The 20,289-nt window shown below is 54.6% G+C and carries 17 protein-coding genes, 2 pseudogenes and 1 other annotated feature; of the genes and pseudogenes, 9 read left to right on the top strand and 10 right to left on the bottom strand.

Annotation, left to right across the window (positions count from 1 at the left end; all coding sequences use genetic code 11):
- The coding region (locus NH344_RS16290; protein ID WP_253028157.1) for a hypothetical protein at window positions 1-226 on the top strand (226 nt) is incomplete at its 5' end.
- Window positions 227-1,398: 1,172 nt separating this feature from the next.
- On the opposite strand, the gene NH344_RS16285 is transcribed toward NH344_RS16290, so the two are convergent.
- A protein-coding gene (locus NH344_RS16285; RefSeq protein ID WP_137095192.1) for an IS3 family transposase occupies window positions 1,399-2,615 on the bottom strand; the annotation gives its coding sequence in 2 pieces (ribosomal slippage) (window positions 1,399-2,330 and window positions 2,330-2,615; 1,218 coding nt in all).
- Window positions 2,224-2,340: a sequence feature (AL1L pseudoknot), on the bottom strand. (Overlaps the previous gene by 117 nt.)
- Window positions 2,616-2,945: 330 nt before the next feature.
- On the opposite strand from NH344_RS16285, the gene NH344_RS16280 reads away from it, so the two are divergent.
- From NH344_RS16280 to NH344_RS16250, 7 genes are all read left to right on the top strand, one after another.
- Window positions 2,946-3,122, top strand: coding sequence for a DUF2933 domain-containing protein (locus NH344_RS16280; protein ID WP_228169063.1), 177 nt, complete (start codon window positions 2,946-2,948; stop codon window positions 3,120-3,122).
- A gap of 40 nt (window positions 3,123-3,162) precedes the next feature.
- Window positions 3,163-3,507, top strand: a complete 345-nt coding sequence (locus tag NH344_RS16275; RefSeq protein ID WP_022522184.1) for a hypothetical protein — start codon at window positions 3,163-3,165, stop codon at window positions 3,505-3,507.
- Window positions 3,508-3,727: 220 nt separating this feature from the next.
- On the top strand, window positions 3,728-5,065 hold the full coding sequence (locus NH344_RS16270) for an APC family permease (RefSeq protein ID WP_008958468.1): 1,338 nt from the start codon (window positions 3,728-3,730) through the stop codon (window positions 5,063-5,065).
- A 27-nt stretch (window positions 5,066-5,092) separates the two neighbouring features.
- Entirely contained in the window at window positions 5,093-5,551 is a 459-nt protein-coding gene (locus NH344_RS16265) for a hypothetical protein (protein WP_044630612.1), read from the top strand.
- A 121-nt stretch (window positions 5,552-5,672) separates the two neighbouring features.
- Window positions 5,673-6,320 carry a Spy/CpxP family protein refolding chaperone gene (locus tag NH344_RS16260; RefSeq protein WP_023004785.1) on the top strand — a complete coding sequence of 216 codons (648 nt, stop codon included), beginning with the start codon at window positions 5,673-5,675 and terminating at the stop codon, window positions 6,318-6,320.
- Window positions 6,321-6,397: 77 nt separating this feature from the next.
- Window positions 6,398-8,944: a heavy metal translocating P-type ATPase gene (locus NH344_RS16255; protein ID WP_044630611.1), complete on the top strand. Its 2,547-nt coding sequence runs from the start codon at window positions 6,398-6,400 to the stop codon at window positions 8,942-8,944.
- The gene (locus NH344_RS16250) at window positions 8,941-9,201 is read left to right on the top strand and encodes a DUF2933 domain-containing protein (RefSeq protein WP_058577548.1); all 261 of its coding nucleotides are present in this window, start codon (window positions 8,941-8,943) and stop codon (window positions 9,199-9,201) included. Before NH344_RS16255 ends, NH344_RS16250 begins: the two co-directional genes overlap by 4 nt.
- Before the next feature lie 348 nt (window positions 9,202-9,549).
- On the opposite strand, the pseudogene NH344_RS16245 reads toward NH344_RS16250, so the two are convergent.
- From NH344_RS16245 to NH344_RS16210, 8 genes and pseudogenes are all read right to left on the bottom strand, one after another.
- Window positions 9,550-10,497, bottom strand: a pseudogene (locus NH344_RS16245) (APC family permease); the annotation flags it as partial.
- A gap of 145 nt (window positions 10,498-10,642) precedes the next feature.
- The gene (locus NH344_RS16240) at window positions 10,643-11,002 is read right to left on the bottom strand and encodes a hypothetical protein (RefSeq protein WP_197931369.1); all 360 of its coding nucleotides are present in this window, start codon (window positions 11,000-11,002) and stop codon (window positions 10,643-10,645) included.
- Between the two features lie 161 nt (window positions 11,003-11,163).
- Window positions 11,164-11,502, bottom strand: a complete 339-nt coding sequence (locus tag NH344_RS16235) for a hypothetical protein (RefSeq protein ID WP_058577545.1) — start codon at window positions 11,500-11,502, stop codon at window positions 11,164-11,166.
- A gap of 75 nt (window positions 11,503-11,577) precedes the next feature.
- Window positions 11,578-12,387 (bottom strand): prolipoprotein diacylglyceryl transferase, encoded by an 810-nt coding sequence (gene lgt, locus NH344_RS16230; RefSeq protein ID WP_101146613.1) that lies wholly within the window; start codon window positions 12,385-12,387, stop codon window positions 11,578-11,580.
- Window positions 12,388-12,666: 279 nt separating this feature from the next.
- A complete protein-coding gene (locus NH344_RS16225; RefSeq protein WP_253028156.1) occupies window positions 12,667-15,792 on the bottom strand; it encodes an efflux RND transporter permease subunit in 3,126 nt (1,041 codons plus the stop codon).
- Window positions 15,792-17,420: an efflux RND transporter periplasmic adaptor subunit gene (locus NH344_RS16220; RefSeq protein ID WP_197931368.1), complete on the bottom strand. Its 1,629-nt coding sequence runs from the start codon at window positions 17,418-17,420 to the stop codon at window positions 15,792-15,794. Before NH344_RS16220 ends, NH344_RS16225 begins: the two co-directional genes overlap by 1 nt.
- Window positions 17,421-17,455: 35 nt before the next feature.
- Window positions 17,456-18,760, bottom strand: coding sequence for a TolC family protein (locus NH344_RS16215; RefSeq protein ID WP_228169061.1), 1,305 nt, complete (start codon window positions 18,758-18,760; stop codon window positions 17,456-17,458).
- Window positions 18,761-18,921: 161 nt separating this feature from the next.
- The gene (locus NH344_RS16210; RefSeq protein ID WP_044630606.1) at window positions 18,922-19,335 is read right to left on the bottom strand and encodes a hypothetical protein; all 414 of its coding nucleotides are present in this window, start codon (window positions 19,333-19,335) and stop codon (window positions 18,922-18,924) included.
- Window positions 19,336-19,640: 305 nt separating this feature from the next.
- Between NH344_RS16210 and NH344_RS16205 the strand changes: the two genes are divergently transcribed.
- Window positions 19,641-20,066: a MerR family transcriptional regulator gene (locus tag NH344_RS16205; protein ID WP_044630842.1), complete on the top strand. Its 426-nt coding sequence runs from the start codon at window positions 19,641-19,643 to the stop codon at window positions 20,064-20,066.
- A 68-nt stretch (window positions 20,067-20,134) separates the two neighbouring features.
- On the opposite strand, the pseudogene NH344_RS16200 reads toward NH344_RS16205, so the two are convergent.
- A pseudogene (locus NH344_RS16200) lies at window positions 20,135-20,289 on the bottom strand (sulfite exporter TauE/SafE family protein); the annotation flags it as partial.

The following is a 20,289-nucleotide window of genomic DNA, read 5'->3' as shown; positions in this document are numbered from 1 at the left end:
ACCGATCAGCACGGTGGGTTTTGGCAATAACGGGCTTGCGAAAGCCAACTTGCACGGGGCGAATGATCAAAAAGTGCTCGCTGGCGGTGATAGGGAAAGTGTCGGCGCCGGCTTCACGGATTCAGGAGGAAGTTTTGGCTCCCAGCGAGATACGAGATGTGGTGAATTATCTCAAGACATTATGGACACAAGAGCAAAGGCGTCACCAAGCAGACGAAAGTATTGAGAACCCCTTTCCAATACAAACTGGAATACCCCCAGAGTAAATAATAGTGTCTATGCCCTATAACAAATTTTCTTAGTCACCTTATGGGTCACCACACTGTTAGCTACCGTCTCAACCGCCCACTTGTGTTATTAAGTAGAAAACAACCTCTTGGTCCTTTTAACTCCGACAAACCTGCTCCCGGCGAATGCTAGCCCTTACTTAGAAAACCAACTTCGCATTGTCAGCGAATAAATATACACTTTAGCGAATCTCAAATGTTTATGTTGAGACATGGAAGTTAACAAATTTCATATAAAATAAACTTATTACCTAACGACTGAGGCGCCTTCAGGCTTAGTAAGATCGACTGACTCACTTCACAATAAAGTTTTCGTCGCGCCACATATTTGATCTGAAGGCTGTGGAAGGGAGTTAGATTATTATGTTAGGTAAGCAATATAGTGTTAATAAACAACTAAGAGGTTCATAACGGTGACAACGACTCACTCCAGCGCTCGCGCTTATGGTTGCAAACAGGAGAGTACATATGTCCGTTTGGCTTGTAGATCGTTGACCTGCTCGTGCACATGGGCCTTAGGTGAACGTAAACCTGCTGACTTCGCGATAAGAGATTGACGCGTTTACAGAGCAGGAACATGTCGATACGATTTCCCAGGGATATCTGGGCTATGAACGTATTGGCGGCTATGAAGAGCTTCATGAGCACCTGGGAGTTAGCGTTTCAGACCCTAATGCGACCACCTATCGCCCTGTGCTGGCAATTTTTGCCACTGCGTTACTCATCGATTTTTCTGCCAGTTGGGAGGTTCAGTGCATAATATTCACTGCACGCGTGCTAGAGTATGCCGTAGCCACAGCGATCATACCCCCGGGTCTGCAAAAGCTGCAGGGCGTAGCGAGCTTTAGCGCCATGTTTCTCAACTATGACCTGCACGCCCAGCGCCAAGTCCCCTTCAGTTACGTTTACCTTCACGCCTAGATACTTCCGAAGCTACTAATTGCTGGCCGATACGCTTATCTGGCTGGCTGCGCCACTGGCGCTATTCGTTGGCACCGTGTGACAGGTTCTGTCTTTAAAGCGATATACCTCGATAAACGTGAGCTCAAGTGCGCCTGTGTCGGCAACAGTATGAACCGCCCCGGTTATTCCGGAGACCGGTTTGTTTGAGTCAGGCAGCTTCACCTGACTCCTCCAATTGACGATAATACGCCTTTTCTCGTTCTGCTGGTGGAACGTTTCCTATGGGTTCTAGCAGTCGGCGATTGTTAAACCAGTCAACCCATTCCAGCGTGGCATACTCAACGGCATCTCGCCCTTTCCATGGTCCACGATGGTGAATCACCTCCGTTTTGAATAAGCCGATGAGGGTCTCGGCCAGCGCATTGTCGTAGGAGTCACCGGTGGTGCCGACAGAGGCATCGATACCTTCATCAGCCATACGCTCTGTATAGCGGATCGAGAGATATTGGCTTCCTCTATCACTATGGTGGATTAACCCTTGCCTGTGCTTTCGTGCCCACAACGCTTGCTCCAGAGCGTCCAGTACCAATCCCGTTTTCATCGACGTTGCTACGCGCCAACCCACGATACAGCGTGCATAAACATCGATAACGAACGCAACGTAAACGAAGCCAGACCAGGTAGCGACATACGTAAAATCGGCCACCCAAAGCTGATTAGGACGCATGGCCGTAAAGTCACGTTTCACTAAATCAGGTGCTCGTTTCTGGTCGGGATCACTGATCGTCGTGAAGGGGCGTTGGCCTCGCACCACGCCGCGAATCCCCAGGCGTCGCATGAGTCGTTCTACGGTGCAACGAGCAACATTAACCCCTTCACGGCGGAGTTGCCGCCAGACCTTACGAGCACCGTAGACGCAGAAGTTTTCTTCCCACACGCGCTTAATCTCAGCGGTAAGAAACGCATCCTGCCGATATCGATCTCCCCGCCGCTCAGGATCGGTCTCAAGTGCCTTGTGGTGGTAATACGTCGATGGGGCGATTGGTAGCTGGCTACAAATCGACTCGCCCCCGAACTGAGCACGATGCTCGTCGATAAATGACACTATCAATTGGGTTTGCGGTCGAGCTCCGCTTGGGCGAAAAAAGCAGCCGCCTTACGAAGAATTTCATTGGCGCGCTTCAATTCGACGTTTTCACGCTCTAGCTGCTTGAGTCGTTCATTTTCAGGCAGATTAGCCGAGCTATCTCCCTGCGTGAGTTCTGAGCGTTTGCACCAGGCTCTTAAGGTCTCTGGTGAACAGCCAAACTTGCTGGCAATGGAGCAGATCGCCGCCCACCTGGACGGGTATTCGCCTTGCTGTTCAAGGACTAATCGAACAGCTCGCTCCCGGACTTCTGAAGAATATCGTTTTGGTGAGTTCATAACTCCATCCTCTCAAGATATGGAGTCTCCGGTAAAGCCGGGGCGGTTCAGTAATACCCATTAAGCTTTGTATCGCTCACCGAAAACCTAATGATGATGGGAATGAGGCTATGGATACCGCTTGGGTAATTATCGCCTACTTTTTGCGAGGCGCTTGATCAGGATCATATTTCCCTCCGATGCTGTTCAGGTTGCGTTCAGACAAATCATCCATGCTGTTATTGGGGTTATTTATTTGATTTTTCCCAAACCAACGGCCTTAACTGCTGTTGGCTCTTTGGGCGAGTTACTGAGGTGATTATGAGTAACAGTACAAGTAGTCGTTTGCTGATGTTGTGGGTGCCACTTGCTGGGTTTGTCATTTGGGCGGGATACCTGATGGGAACCGAGCACCGTCTCCACCTATTTCAGTTCTTACCTTTCCTCTTTTTGGCAGCATGCCCACTGATGCATATTTTCATGCATAAACACCACGGCGGTCATAAGGACAAAATAGACAAGAACTGAACCACTCTATATATACATGTACGCGCCTGGGAGAAAGACCATGAAAACGACACAACAAGAGCACCGCTTGGGTGTTTCCAAAAACACACTGGTGACTCGGAATTTAAAAATCAAGCCCAGTAAATCCAAACGCATTGAAGAAGCGCTGTCAGATATCGACCGACTCTATGGAATGGATAAGGTGGTCTACAACGAGAAAAACCGAAATATCAGCCTTGCTTACGATGCGCTGAGGCTCTGCATCGATGACGTTGAAAAAATTCTCAAGCTCCATGACATACAGGTCAGCGCTGATCGGTGGAACCGCTTTAAGAAGGAGTATTACCGTTTCGTCGATCAGAACGTTAAAGACAACGCTAAACAGGAACCTTGGAGCTGTCATTAATAGTCATAACGGCTACATGACACAACCAGGAGCAAGACTAGCTAGTTTAGGGTAAGAGCTGCTTGCCTGTGGCCTCGCAAAATCAGACCTTCCGTTAGTCATTTGCCATGTGGCTGCACATAGGTTCTATATTTAATTTATATAGCATCAAAAAACACCGCACAGGAGTCCTCGGCAGTTATTGCTGCTGTGGTTGCCGTTAATACAAGGAGTCGCTTTCATGGTTGGGCAGGATAGAACGCCACAATATAAAGAAAACAGTCTTTCGTTGGTCGGTGCCGTTGCATTAGGCACCGGCGTGATGATTGGGGCCGGTATTTTTGCGCTAACCGGCCAAATGGCCGAAATGACTGGTCGGCTATTTCCTCTAGCCTTTCTGGCCGCTGCCGTCATTGTCTCTTTCAGCGCTTATTCTTACGTTAAAATGTCCAATACCTTCCCATCAGCAGGTGGGATTGGCATGTATTTACAGAAAGCGTATGGCCCGACGCTTCCCACCGCCTTTCATGCCCTCCTGATGTATTTTTCCATGGTGATCGCACAGAGTTTTTTGGCGAGAACGTTTGGTTCCTACACGCTTGAGTTGTTTGACCTGGGGGATCGTTCACTATTTGTGCCCCTACTCGGGGTTGGTTTACTGCTAATAGCCTTTTTGATCAATTTATCCGCCAACCGCTTGATCGAGACCGTCGCCTCGGTGCTCGGATTTATCAAAATAGGTGGCATTATAGTGTTTGGTATTGTCGGCGTGTTTATTGCCGACTCCATCGAAATGGGTGCTGGCAACGATGCACCTACGCCTACGATAACGGGCTTTTTAGGTGCTACGGCGCTCGGCATACTGGCATTTAAAGGCTTCACGACGATTACCAATAGTGGTTCGGAGCTTAAAGATCCTAAGCGGAATCTTGGCAAAGCTATCACGATCTCGATTGCGCTATGCGTGGTGATCTATGCCCTTGTCGGTTTTGCCGTTGCCAGCAACCTATCTTTGCCTGAAATTATCGAAACCCAAGACTACTCCCTGGCCGCCGCTGCCCGTCCCGCACTGGGTGAAGCGGCAGTTGCGTTTACCGTCATTCTCGCCATGTTAGCAACGGCGGGCGGTATCATCGCCAGCGTCTTTGCCGTTTCACGCATGCTCGCCATGCTGACAGAAATGAAGCTGGTTCCTCACCGCCATTTCCACATGCCCGGCAGTGTACAAAAGCATACACTGGTGTACACCATCGTATTTGGCTTAGTGCTCACCGCTTTTTTTGACCTGAGCCGCATCGCAGCATTAGGCATCATTTTCTACCTGATCATGGATATGGCCATCCACTGGGGTGTGCTTCGTCATCTCAAGGACAGAGTGGGGGCTAATCCTGTTATTCCTAGCATTGCCATACTACTAGATGCTGTCGTGTTAATCGGCTTTTTATGGGTAAAAGCCATTTCGGACCCCATGGTGCTCATCGTTGCTGGTGTAGTAATGGCTACTCTTTTACTCGGCGAATGGATTTTCCTATCCAAACGCGACGCTTCAAACGATAGCGAGCACTCTCACACTCATTAACGTTAATAGCGTTATAGGAGGTACCAAATGGACGTTAGAACCTTTGGTGAATTGATCGATTGGACCCGTCAGTTACACGAGCATCTTGCAGCTTGCCTTGCTCATTGCGCCGATATACACGAAGAAGAGCGCGCTCGCATGTTGCTCAATTACTTAGCTGCACAGGAAGCGGAAATGCAGCGCGTTGTGGCGCGCTTTGAACAGACTGTTGACGCGAAAGCATTAAAAACCTACGTTTATGACTATTTGGAGCATAAACCTATCCGTACGCATCGTACCTGCGATGCGCCCTATTCCACGCTAAGTGTTGACGACATTTGCCGAGAGGTTTTTGATTTCCATGAACAAACGATAAACCTTTATCGAACCCTCGTTGGCAAAGCGGAAATTCCTGAGGCTAAAGAGCTCTTAGATTCCCTTTTAGCACTTGAAGAGCACGAAGCCATGCGCCTTGTTCGCCAAACGGGGAGAATGAACGATGTCTGAAGACCATAACGAGACAAAGGTGAAAGTCACTGTTACATGGGATTGACCTCTGTGCAGCACGTAGCCGAATAATGTCAGCAAAGGGCCTGAATGGGCCCAACAGCTCGCTAGGAGAAGGATCATGGAAATTCGCAAGCATACTCTCGCTCTCGGACTCGCCCTGGCACTCGGTGCCAGTGGTAGCGGCATCGCTCTCGCCCAGAGCATGCCGACCAATCAGCCCAATCAGGGTAGCGGCATGACGGGCGGCAGCGGCGGCCAAGGCGGCATGGGCCCTGACATGATGGGCGGAATGATGGGCGGCGGCCAGGGCGACATGGGGCCCGGCATGATGGGGGGAATGATGAGTGGCGGCCAGGGCGGCATGGGGCCCGGCATGATGAAAGGCATGATGGGTGGCGGGATGATGACCTGCCCGATGATGGGAGGCGCCGGCATGGGCATGATGCGGGAGGTGCTCGACCCGGAGCAGCACGACGAGATGCGCGCGCTGATGCAGGAGCATCGCCCCGCCCAGTTCGAGCGCATGGGCCGCCTGATGAACCTACGCGAGGACCTGATGGCGGAGATGCGCGGCGAGCGCCCCGATCCTGAGGAGGTCCAGGCCCTGCACGGTCGGATGGCCGAGCTTCACGGCGAGATGATGGCCGAGAGGGTGCGTCTGGAAAATACCATGAACGACCTGCTCACCGACGAGCAACGCCAGCAGCTTCAGCAGGCCACCCCTGAGAGTGACGTCGACCCCGAGGACCACGAGGCCCATCACTGACCGGGAGTGTCACAGACTCAGGCAACAGGACGGCCATTGTTGGCCGTCCACTCGGCAACGCCCACAGGAGACAAGCGATGAGCGATTCACCCCCCAACACGATCACCCTGACGGTCCCCGGCATGGGCAGTGACCACTGTGCCGGCATCGTGCGCAAGACGCTGGAACGCCTCGATGGCGTGGGCGAGATCCAGACCAATATCGCCAACCACCATGTCAGCGTGACCATCGAAGCAGGCGGGCCCGACGGCGACACCTTGAAGGAAGCCGTCGAAGGCGCCGGCTACGACGTGGCCGCCGTCAGTGGTGGTACCGGCATGCAACAGGTCCGCCTGACCGTTCCCGGCATGGGCTCGGACCACTGCGCCGGCATCATCCGCAGTACCCTGGAGCGGCTCGAGGGTATCGAATCAATCGACACCAATATCGCCAGCCATCGCGTCTCTGTGAGTATTGCCGCCGATGGCCCCGATGGCGATGCGCTCAAGCGCGCCGTGGAAGGGGCCGGCTATGAGGTGGCCGCCGTGCAGGCCGACGAGGCGGAGGATGCCGACAGCGACGCCGAGATCGAGGAGGCCTATCTTTCCCAGGCCCGCAAGCGGCTGATCATCGCTGCGGTACCCACCACCCTGATCATGCTGCTGATGATGCCGCACATGTTCTGGCAGCCGATTCCCGGCTACCTGGCCATCATCGCCGTGCTGGCCTTCCCGGTGGTGTTTCTCTATGGCGGTATCGCCACCCACAAGTCGACCTGGCGCTCGCTGAAGAACGGCACCTTCAACATGGACGTGCTGATCTCCATGGGCAGCCTGCCGCCCTACTTGATCGGCCTAGTCGGCTTCGTCTACCCCATGACCTCATTCATCGAGATGGCCGCCACCATCATGACCTTCCACCTGCTGGGCCGTTACCTGGAGGCACTCGCCAAGGGACGCGCCTCCCAGGCCATCCGCCGCCTAATGACCCTGGGTGCCAAGACAGCACGCGTCGAGCGCGATGGCGAGGAAGTCGAGGTGGCGGTGAAGGAGCTGGCCCCGGGCGACATCATGGTCGTGCGCCCCGGCGACAAGATCCCCACCGACGGCGAGGTGGTCGAGGGCGAGAGCCATCTCGACGAGTCCATCGCCACCGGCGAGTCGATACCGGTCTACAAGAGCACCGGGGACAGCGTGATCGGTGCCACCATCAACAAGGAGGGACGCTTGCGGGTCAAGGCGACCCGCGTCGGCGGCGATACCTTCCTCTCCCAAGTGGTGCGGCTGATCGACCAGGCTCAGGGCTCGCGGGTACCGATCCAGGAATTCGCCGATCGCATGACCGGCCGCTTCGTACCGGCGGTGCTGGCCATCGCTCTGGCCAGCCTGGTGGCCTGGGCGCTATTCCCGGATGCCCTGCGACCGATACTCGACTGGGGTGCGACCTTCCTGCCCTGGGTGAACCCCGAGGCCGCCACGCCGGTGCTGGCGATTCTCGCCGCCATCGCAGTGCTAGTCATCGCCTGTCCATGCGCGCTGGGCCTGGCCACCCCCACGGCGCTGATGGTCGGCTCCGGCATCGGTGCCGAGCGTGGCATCCTGATCCGCTCCGGCGAAGCGATCCAGACCTTCAAGGACGTCAAAGTGATGGTGCTCGACAAGACCGGCACCATCACCCGCGGCGAACCAAAACTCACCGAGGCCGTCGTCGCCGAAGGCGCCGACGAAAACCGCCTGCTCACCCTGGCGGCGAGCGTGGAGAACGCCTCGGAGCACCCCATCGCCCGGGCTATCGTCGATGGTGCCCGGGAGCGCGATGTGAAACCCGGCGAGGTCAGCGAGTTCCGTTCCACCGGTGCGCGCGGTGTCTCGGGCAAGGTGGGCGACGAAGTGGTGCTGATCGGCAATCGCCGGTTGCTGGAAGAGGAAGGCGTGACCGGCCTCGAGGCCCTGGATGACGCCATGGGCGAGCTCGAGGGCAAGGGCCGCACCGTGGTAATCGTCGCCGCCGACGGCCAGGCACTCGGCCTAGTGGCCGTGGCCGACACCCTCAAGCAGGAGTCGGTGGAGGCCATCCGCGGCATGCATGATCTCGGTCTGCACGTGGTGATGATCACCGGCGACAACGAACGCGCCGCCCGCGCCGTGGCTGAAGAGGTGGGCATCGACGAGGTCCAGGCCGGTGTGCTGCCGGAAGGCAAGGTTGATGCCATCCGCGCGCTGCAGGAACAACACGGCAACCACGTGGCCATGGTCGGCGACGGCATCAACGACGCCGCGGCACTGAAGCAGGCCAACGTGGGCATCGCCATCGGTGCCGGGGCCGACGTGGCCATCGAGGCGGCGGACGTGACCCTGGTACGCGGCGAGCTCACCGCCGTGGTGGACGCCATGCACCTCTCGCGAGCCACCTTCGCCAAGATCGTCCAGAACCTGATCTGGGCCAGCGCCTATAACGTGGCCGCCATCCCCATCGCCGCCATCGGCCTGTTGCACCCGATGATCGGCGTCATCGCCATGACCACCAGCTCCCTCTCGGTGATCGGCAACTCGCTGCTGCTCAAGCGGCGTTACGCCCGTGAGCAGCCCCGCGGAGAGCCTTCCACTGCCACCCCATCGGTCCAAGCCAAAGGCGACCGCTCATGAAACGACCAGAATCCACCAAGCCCCCCTCGGGAGAGGCCGAATCACAGAAAGAGCCGTCTTCCCCTACCGCGGCACTCCATAAATGGATGATGACCGCCTGCGTGGTGCTGATGGGAGGCGCCGTGCTGCTGTTCATGTGGGGCGGGCAATCACTGAGCAGCGGCGCCTGGCTGCTGCTGCCCCTGGCCCTCTGTCTCGGCATGCACTTCCTGATGCACCGTCATGTCGGGCATGATCAGCGCGACCGAGATGAATAGCAGATATAAAAAACAGGACAATCGGCATCGATGCCAGACACGCAATGCCGATGCCGTTCTGGTACGTTACATTAGGAACAGTCAGGACAGATGTTATGCCGAGGGTGGCGATCAGGCAGTTATAACAGATCCAGACATCATTTTCTTACAGATCGTCCATCCTCCCAGTCTGCCGAACAAGGCGCATCGCTTCATGCTGTTCCAGCTCAAGAAGGGATTCAAGCAACTCCCTTGCTTCAGGAATCTCCGCCTTGCCAACCAAGTTACGATAGAGATCTGTCACTTGATCATGGAAGTCGAAAATCTCCCGACAGATTTCATTGAAACCCAGCGCAGCATAGGGTGACGATGCGGCACCAGTTCCATTTCCGTCAGCATTGCCAACATGCGTGAGACCGCAAATATACTGGCAATGATACCACCCGCGGTGGCCAGCATGGCGAGAATGACGGTGAACCAGACGGCGGCCTCCCCCAGCGCAGGACGGGCAGCAGCCGCCAACGAATAATCTTTCGTTTCGATTATCTCGCTCAGCGACAGATTACTGGCGACAGCGAAGCCCACCAGCGCATAGATCACCACACACAGGGCGATCGAGATCATGATCGCCCTGCCGACGTTGCGATGGGGATCTTTTATCTCTGAACCACTATTGGTGATCGTCGTGAACCCCTTGAAGGCCAGGATCCCCAACGCGGTTGCTCCTAGAAAGCCTGACAGAGATCCCTCGGGCGTCGACGCCGAGGTTTCCATGCCGACCGAGTCGGCGATGATGACACCGACGACCCCGAACAAGATGATCCCACCAATTTTTATGAACCCGAGTACTGACGCAACACCCTGAATCAGCTTGTTGGCGGAGAGGTTTAGTAAAAATGCAGATATCAGCAGCGCAACACCCAATAAGGGGACAAGCAGTGACCTATCCCCAAAATCGAAAAGCTCTAGCGTGTAGGACCCAAAGGTTCTCGCCAAAAAGCTTTGTGCTATCACCATGGAGAAATACATTAAAAGCGCATGGAAAGCGGTGGTCAGAGTTGGTCCATAAGCCTTGCTGAGGTACATGCCAATACCACCAGCTGACGGATAGGCATTGGACATTTTCACGTAGGAATAAGCACTGAAAGAGACGATTAGTGCCGCTGACAAGAAGGCTAACGGGAAAAGCACTCCCGTCATCTCGGCCATCTGTCCCGTCAAAGCAAAAATACCAGCGCCAATCATGACCCCGGTCCCTAAGGCAATCGCACCGACCAGTGAGAGGCTATTCTGCTTGTACTGTGGCGTTCTATCCATAGACTCCATCACCTCTCTCCTGGGTGAATGAAACCAGACCCTACCGAAAGCCCTCTTGACGCTCTGAGACTCACCAGATGACAAATGGTAGAGTGTGGTTAGATACATTGAAATCAAAGTGTAGAACCTATGCGCTACCCAATAGTCAATTATTTTCTTTGGATACAACCTCCGAACCTAACCGATGACGACGCGCCATCCACAGCATCAACGGCGGCAAGATCAACCACTGTAGTAACGGCGAGAGGCCCGTGCCCAACCACGGCACACGGGGCATCAGCTGCGCATACTCCCACCGTTGACTGAATAGCGTAGCGTGCCACTCCATCGCCACCGTGATACCGACGCCCACCAGCACGAAGCCCACGCACTCCTTGGCCCCATAGCCCCGAAGCCAGTCATGACGTCGATGCCATACGGCCACCGACCAATACGCCATCAACGTGATCAATACATCGCCAAGGGCTGCCTGGATACAAGCCTGCACAGCTTCCCAATGTGGCATCACAGGCATGCCCGCATACAACGGAACCTGAAGAAACTCCCAGGGAAGATTCAGCAGAAAGGCAAATAACGCTACATGAAGCTCCCTAGCCGAGCGGACCACGCGTAGTTTCCTGCAGCGCTTACCCTGAGGCTAGCCTTGCGTATAGATGTGACTACCATTCAATGGCAGCTCCAAGGCTCCTTCTTGGCGTTGTCCTTCACATTCTGATCGACAAATCGATAATGCTCCTCCTTGAAGCGGTTCCACCAACCACGACTGATTTCGACCGCATATTTGTCGAGAATATCTTCGACGCAGTCGAGGCAGAGACGTGAGGCATCATAGGCCAGGTGAAGCTTTAGTTTCTTCTCATCGAACGAAACACTGTCTAGCCCGTATAGCTCATCAATATCTGCAACAGCCGCTTTCACCGCATCCAGATCGCTGGAATCAAGCTTTAAGTGTCGGTTCACCAAGGTCGTTTCAGAAACTCCCAACCGATGCTCTCTGTGTGCCATGAGAATTCTCCTCGTACTGTAATATCGTTAACGTTCTTCCAATATTATCGACATACCTCATATCACTTGTCTTGCTTATCGGTCCGATGTAGCAACCATGGTTCGCTGACTACGACATGCAGTGGTGACCAGGAACGCACCTGCTGCCAACATTGGTACCGTCAACAACTGTCCCATAGTGAGCCAATCAAAGGCGATGAAGCCCAATTGAGGATCGGGTAAGCGCACAAACTCCACGATGAAACGGAAGGTGCCATACAGAAGCAGGAATAGACCCGAGATAAGCCCTTGAGTTTGCGGTTTCCGTGACACCCACCACAACACGACAAACAGCACCACACCCTCCAGGACAAACTCGTAGAGTGCTGATGGATGTCGGGGTTCAGGCCCCAAGCCCAGCATGGGAGGGAAGATCATCGCCCAGGGCACTTCGCTGGCCCTCCCCGGCAACTCGTGATTGATGAAGTTGCCCAGACGCCCTGCCCCCAGACCGATCGGCACCAGCGGGGCGATGAAATCGGTCAGCTGAAGGTAGGCCAGGCGGTGACGGCGAGCGAACAGCCAGGCGGCTACCAGCACGCCGGCAAGACCTCCATGGAAACTCATGCCCCCTTCCCAAATCTTGAAAAGCCATAGGGGGTTGGCTATCAGCTGGTCGAGCCCGTAGAACAGCACATAGCCCAAGCGCCCTCCAATGATGACGCCCAGAGCGCCATAGAAGATCAGGTCACCGATATCATCGTGGGTCAGGCCGAGGCGGTGCGCTCGCCGCCGCCCCAGCCACCATGCGGCCGTCAGCCCCACCACGTACATTAGGCCATACCAATGTAGCTGTACCGGTCCGAGGGAAAATGCCACTGGATCGATCTGTGGGTACGCAATCATGGCAATTTCCTCGCGCCCTTCAGGCTTCTATGAATCGCTCGACGCTACGCCAGCGGGTTAGCAAATAGCCAAGCGTGCTTTCTTATCTACCAGCATAGCCTAATGGCCTGAATACAAACTGAATCTTGACTCACGAAGTGCAAATTCAACCTAATTCCAGGGGGCATCGCTAGTGCACCTCACATCAAGTACCACTGACGATTCGTGTTAGGCTGGGAGCCCTCGAGATACGGCATTCGCGTATCTAGAATGTGCCACCCAGCCTTGTCGATCCTGACGTTATGCATGATTCACATGGCGGCATTTCCACAGGTAGTAGACACAGGGCAACACCAGAAGCGTCAGTATCACTGCGCTCAACATCCCCCCCACCATCGGGGCCGCAATGCGGCTGACCACCTCGGAACCCGTGCCGGAGCTGTACATCAGTGGCAGAAGACCGGCAATGGTCGAGACCGATGTCATCATTACCGGTCTCACCCTGAGAGCAGCACCGTGCAGCACGGCGTGGCGAAGAGTCTCCCGACGGGGTTGTACTCCCTTGTGTTGGCAGCCCTCGAGCATCTGCTGATAGGCCTGGTTGAGATATACGAGCATGATCACTCCGATCTCGACTGCCACCCCGGCCAGAGCGATAAACCCCACTCCCACGGCCACGGAGAAGTTATAGCCCAGCAGGTACATCAACCAGATAGCCCCTACCATGGCCAGCGGCAGCGTGCCCATGATGATGGCTACCTCACTGAAGCGTTTGAAACTCATGTAGAGCAGGATCACTATGATTGCCAATGTGAGAGGCACCACATAGCTCAACTTCTCTTTGGCACGCAACATGTATTCATACTGCCCGGACCACGTCACCGAATAACCGGCGGGCAAATCGAGCTCGTCCGCCACGACGTCCATGGCGCGCTGCACATAGGTACCGACATCCACGCCTTCGATATCCACGAAGGTCCAACCGTTGGGACGTGCGTTCTCGCTCTTGATCGCCGGTGGTCCGTCCTCCACGTAGATGTCCGCCACGTCGGCTAGAGCGATGCGCTGCCCATTGGCGGTGACGATCGGCAGCTCGGCCAGTCGCTCGGGGGAGTCCCGGTAATCCTGTGGGTAGCGCAGGTTGACCGGGTAGCGCTCCAAGCCCTCGATGGTCTGAGTGATGTTCTGACCACCGATAGCGGTCGCCACCACTTGTTGCACGTCGGCAATGTTCAGGCCATAGCGCGCCGCCTGAGCGCGGTTGATATCAACCTTGATATAGCGACCTCTGGCCACCCGCTCGGAATAGACCGACGCAGTACCGGGAACATCGGCAAGGATCGTCTCCAGCTGCTGTCCGATGGACTGAATCTGCTTGAGATCTTCTCCGCCCACCTTGATGCCCACCGGCGTCTTGATCCCGGTCGCCAGCATATCGATGCGCGTCGAAATCGGCATCACCCAGGCATTGGATACCCCCGGTATCCGCACCAGGCTGTCGAGTTCCTTCTTGAGCTTGTCGGTGGTCATCCCCTCTCGCCACTCTTCCCGCGGTTTGAGCTGAATGAATGTTTCGATCATGGTCAGCGGCGCAGGGTCGGTAGCCGTGTCGGCCCGTCCGATCTTGCCAAACACCGTGTCCACCTCCGGTACGCTGGCAATCAGTTTATCGGTCTGCTGAAGGAGCTCCCGCGCCTTGCCGATCGACAGCCCTGGATAAGTGGTCGGCATGTACATCAAGTCGCCTTCATCCAGGGGTGGAATAAACTCGCTGCCAATCTTGCTGACCGGCCAGAAACCTACCAGGGTTATCGCTAGCACCAGGGCGATGGTCGTCTTTGGGAATCTCAATACCGCCTTGAGTACCGGCATGTAGACCCCGACCAGCAGTCGATTGACCGGATTCTTGTGCTCAGGAAGTACGCGGCCGCGGATGAAATAGCCCATCAGCACCGGAACCAAGGTGACCGCCAGCCCGGCACTGGCTGCCATGGCATAGGTCTTGGTGAAGGCCAAGGGTGAAAACATTCGCCCCTCTTGGGCCTCGAGGGTAAAGACAGGAACAAAGCTGACAGTGATGATCAGCAAGCTGAAGAAAAGCGCCGGCCCCACCTCCACCGCCGAATCGGCCACCACCTTCCAGCGGTTTTCGGACGTCAGCGGTGTACGCTCCATGTGCTTGTGCAAGTTCTCGATCAACACGACGGCACCATCGATCATGGCACCGATCGCAATGGCGATACCCGCAAGCGACATGATGTTGGCGTTGATGCCCTGCCAGTTCATGATGATGAAGGCAGTGAGAATGCCCATCGGTAGGCTGATCATCGCCACTAACGCAGAGCGCAGATGGAACAGGAAGAGCACGCATACCAAGGCTACGATGGCTAACTCCTCGAGCAGGCCACGCAGCAGGTTGTCTACCGCCTTTTCGATCAAGCCTGAACGGTCATAGACCGTCACGACCTCCACCCCCTCCGGCAGGCTGGACTGGAGCTGCTCAAGCTTGGCCTTGACGCCATCGATCGTCTTCTGGGCATTCTCTCCTGTGCGCATGACGACGATGCCGCCGACGGTCTCACCTTCCCCGTTCAGTTCGGCAATGCCACGACGCATCTGGGGCCCCATCCCGATGTCGGCGACATCCTTGAGCAGCAGAGGCGTTCCATTGTCATCCACACCCAGCGGGATACTGGCAAGATCCTCACGACTCTGGATATAACCAGTGGCGCGCACCATGTACTCGGCTTCGGCCATCTCGACGACCGAGGCGCCCACTTCCTGGTTGGCCCGCTGTATAGCGGTCTGGATGTGAGCCAGGGGAATGTCGAAGGCACGCAGTTTCTCCGGATCTACCACGACCTGGTATTGCTTGACCATGCCGCCAAGCGCCGCGACTTCAGAGACGCCCGACACGGTCTGAAGCTCATACTTCAGGAACCAGTCCTGCAAGCTCCGCAACTCACTGAGATCATGTTGGCCAGTCTTGTCGATGAGGGCGTAGAGATAGACCCACCCCACGCCAGTGGCATCTGGGCCAAGCTGTGGGCGCGCACTATCCGGTAGCGTGGGCGCTACCTGAGAAAGGTACTCCAGCACACGAGAGCGTGCCCAGTAGGGATCGGTATCCTCATCAAAAATCACATAGACGTAGGAGTCACCGAAGAAGGAGTATCCGCGTACCGTTGCCGCCCCGGGAACCGACAGCATGGCCGTGGTGAGCGGGTAGGTAACCTGATCTTCAACGACCTGCGGTGCCTGTCCAGGGTAGTTGGTCTTGATGATTACCTGCACATCGGACAGGTCCGGCAGAGCATCAATAGGAGTATTCTTGACTGAGTAGATTCCCGCCCCCGCCAGAATCACGGCAGCAAGAAGCACGAGAAAACGGTTGCTTATTGACCAACGGATCAACGCAGGAATCATTACTTGCTCTCCCCAGTTGCATGGCCTTGATGGCTCATCACGTCTTGCTGGCCGCGTTCCGCATTACTGGTTTCTCCGTGATCCATGCCCTCATCGCTGGGTGCTTTGGTCTTCACATCATCAACATGCACACCGCGTAGAGCGAACTTGTCTTCCGCAATCCGTTCGAGTTCGGCATGGATGTCCATACCGTCTTTCAGCTGTTCAAGGCTAACCGTATCAGCAACCTGGAAATCCATGCTCATGGCCGGCCAGTTCCACGCCGCGATGGGGGCATGGGATAGCGTCACCATGCCATGATCCGGCATGACATCTTCGATGCGTGCTGGCACCCATACGGTCTCAACAAGGGAATTCTCATCGGCCTCTTCAGCACTGTCACTATGGTCCATTCGTCGAAAGTCTGATGTTCGACTTGACTCGGAATCCAGAAGGAACTGAGCCGACGTAACAATGCGATCGCCCTCCTCAAGGCCCGATAATATCTCGACGGTTTCCCAACCCACGCGTCCAACGTCGACTTCGATCGATTTGAATTTTCCATCACCCAATGCAAGAACGACACGCGACTGGCTTCCGGTGCGAATCAAGGCCTCACGGGGTATTTGCAATGCCTCCAACGTCGTGTTTGACATAATGGTCAGCTGAGAAAACATTCCAGGTTTTAGCGCCAGGTCATCGTTAGCGAAACGCACCCTTACACGAGCCGTACGCGTCTCACTATCAATACTTGGATATATATAGTCCACCACCCCTGTCCACTCCCGTTCGGGTAGATAGTCAAGAGTCATGCGAACCTCATCTCCCTCAGCGATCAACGCTGCCTGGCGCTCAAACACCTCTCCGACAGCCCACACATGATCAAGAACGCCAATACTCATCATGCTCATTCCTGGCTGTACGAACATTCCTTCACGCACCTGCAAATTATCCAGGACGCCACTTTGGGGCGCACGCAAGATGATCGCCTGACTCACTTGACGACTGTCCCTTAGCTTCTGGATAGCCTCATTGGGCACCTGTAACGCGCGCAGCCTTTCCAAGGCGGCAGAAATCAGACGTTGGTTGCCGCGGTTCATTGCAAGCAACAATTCTTCCTGTGCATTCACGAGCGTCGGCGAATAGATCGAGTAGAGCGGTTGACCTTGGGTAACACGATCGCCTTCGGACTTGGCAAATAACTTTTCTATCCACCCCTCGACGCGGGGGTGGATATGCACCAACTTGTCTTCATCGTATTGGACATAGCCAACTGTCCTTACCGTGGCGTCAAATGTATCCTTTTCGACAACGCCCGTTTTAACACCAAAATTGTTGACGACATCAGGAGAAATCTTGACTGTTCCTGGGGTGTCCCCTTCGTCTTGATCATCATAAACAGGCACTAGATCCATCCCCATCGGGGATTTTCCAGGCTTGTCTCGCTTGTAGTTGGGATCCATCGGCGCCACCCAGTAAAGGGGAGTGCGTTCTCCACTCTCTTCCCCACCAGTCTTATTACTATCTTTTCCAATAGCCGTTTCTACTGCGTTCAGGACGAATGTCTTCCCTCCCAGAACCATACTGCCGGACACGCCCAACAGGACGCCTAACGATATAACGAAAAAGTACCTACCCATTTGATTCATCGTGATGTCTCATTCCAGACTTGAGAAGTCGTGAGTTAGCGTGAAGACGTGCCTTGGGACAGCAGGTAGTTGATATCCGAGATCACCTTGAGTCGTTGGGCTTTCAGGCCTATGAGCTCCACACTCGCATTGGTTTCATCAATTCGTGCCCGCACGGCTTCTGCAAAATCACCATCGTCATTGTTATAGGCATTCAGAGAGGCTTCGGCCTGCTCGCTCAGCTCGGGCAATAATCGTTGCGTATACAGGGTTAATCGTTCATCGAGGCGCGCCAACTTAACCCAATTGGTTTCCAGCTGGGCAATCAATTCACGAACCAAGGTTTCTCTCTCGTACCGGACCGCTTCATGACGTGATGCCGCTGCTGCGACATTCTTGTCCTGACGATTTTCCGTGAACACAGGTAGATCGAAGGCCACTCCCACAGAGAACAGGTCGGACCGGCGTCCGCCCATAGGGTCGTCCTCGCGGTAGCCGTACTGTGCCGATACACCCCATTCTGGTTTGTACTGCTGCCTCGCCACATCGACCCCAGTCTCCATGGCATCTATCTTCTGCTCCAATGCCAGCACTGCAGGGTGACGCCTCACTCGCTCATACCACAGCTGACGACTGGGACGTTCAGCGTCAGTGAAGAGGCTTGGCTCTACCAAAACAAGCTCGGGGAAGTCTTCCGCTATCGGTAGCATCGCCTCACTCCCCAACCATTCAGTTAACTGCCGCTCTTCTGCCTCTTGTTGCTGTCTGAGATCGGTCAAGCGATCCTCCAGGCGAGTCAGCTCCAACTGAGCACGAATCACATCGTCTTGGCGGGTCATTCCGAAGGCGGACGCATAGCTCACCTCGGCCACCTCCGCTAGCTGCTCAAACAAGCTACGATCACGCTCTATCCGACTGATGCTCAGCTGAGCACGAGTGGCCTCCAGCCAAAGCTGGCTAACCGTAGCCTCGACTCTGGCTTCCCTATCCTGCCGCAACATCGGCTGTTGGGCGGCAAGCTGCTGCTTTTGTTGCTTGGCAAGCGCCAGGCTATCTCCTCTGGGAAATTTCTGACTGATTCCTACGCTGAACTGGGTCATACCTTCTTGATTCAAGTCAAAGGTATCAACCGGCAGATTTCCCGCTTTCAATGAAATCTGGGGATCAGGGAGCTGGGCCGATGCAATGGCCTCGTTCTCAAGGGCGGTTTCAATGGACGCACTTCCGGTTAACCAGGGGTCCTGATCAATGGCTATCTGTATCGCTTTTTGTAAATTGTCCGTTTCACTTCCGGCAACAGCAATAGCCGGCATCCAGGCGACACCCAAGACACCGCTGAATAACAATGCAGCCTTGATCACAGCGGCCCTCCAAACAAAAGGATTACGCTCAAAAAAATACAGAAAATTTAATAAAATAAATAATCAAACATTAAAAACTACGTTTATTAATTACTTTAAAATCATTAAACGAAACATTTAAAGTAATTGTTGGCCAGCATTAGCCGGCCAACTTTAATTTATCACTGAATGTCTACATGCAGACTGTACCGGTGTGTATCACTATCCCCAAGCCCCCCCGTCTCTCCTGAAACAATCAAGCGGTACTCGCCTGCATCGAGTCTCTCATCAATTTTGAAGTCTCCATTGACAGAATTAGCTTCCGAAACGATATTGCCGGATGCGTCCATCAGTTTTGCTTTCATGTGAAGCGCAAAGTTTGATGACCCAGGAAAGTGCTCACTAGCTATCTTGACCTCGGAGCTTTCGTTTAATGAGAGCACATACTCATGAGCAAACCCTCTGGTCAATATTTCACTAGGTGTAACTCCCTCCGTCAGCTGTTTGGCCTGAGATTCAGACTGTCCAAAGTTTGCGAATGCTGGTATGGCAACTACGCTAATGATTGCGGCGGCAAGTGACGTTTTGATTTTCATTTTAACTCTCCATTCCTGTTTGATGACACGCTTAGAATATAGCACACCCAAATTGAAAAAATGACTTGAGTCATTTTTTCTTCTCATACTGCCAAACGAGCTGAGGGTAGGACGTGATGAAGGTTTTTAACCTGTGGCAGAGCAGCTTTTGTAAGATATCCTTAAAGCAGACTTCAAGGTCAAGGCCTCATTTTAAATTTCGATGTACAACCGAAAGGTTTGCCATAAGCGCCCGTTGAAGACTTGACCTTTGGGCAGCCTGGCGGTTGTAAGCTGGCTACGAGTAAACAAATGAGGATAAGCCAATGCGAGTCTCCGAGCTGGCTCAGACGGGAGGGGTAACGGCAGAAACGGTACGTCACTATACAAGGGAAGGGTTGTTGCAACCGCACCGCGACCCGCGCAACGGTTATCAACTCTACGATATAGAGTCCTTGGGGCGCCTACGTTTTATCGACTGCCTGCGTTCGCTGGGCGTTAGTCTTCCAGAGATCAAACAAATATTATCTTGGGCGGATCAAGGCACCGTAGAGTTTAATGAACCAGTACCACTCGCCACTCAAAGGCGACGTCTTCACTTGCGGACCCAAGAACTTCAGGTGATAGCGCGATGGTTAGATAACATGAACCAAGACAAGATGACTGAAAGCTTCAGGCTGAAGGAACTAATCGAATCGCTTGGGACAGGTAAATTAGTTTTCGAGGCTAATGATTCGCGAAGTAATCATTAGTGATGCTGCGAAGTCATGGCACTGTGCGTATCCACCATCCCTATCATGGATTGCAGATGCCAGAGTTACCAGACGGCAAACGTAATAATCAGCAGCGCTGCCAGCGTACGAGTCGCGGGGCTACGTATCCATATTGAGACACGGCGCGCTGCCACTCCGGTCGCTAGGACGGCAGGCAAGGTGCCGAGCCCAAAGGCCCCCATCATCGCGGCGGCACGCAATG

This window comes from Halomonas sp. Ps84H-12 (assembly GCF_024124725.1).
Lineage (GTDB): Bacteria > Pseudomonadota > Gammaproteobacteria > Pseudomonadales > Halomonadaceae > Vreelandella > Vreelandella aquamarina.
Note: the sequence above shows the minus strand (reverse complement) of the source record. Positions and strands in the feature narration are given on the sequence as shown.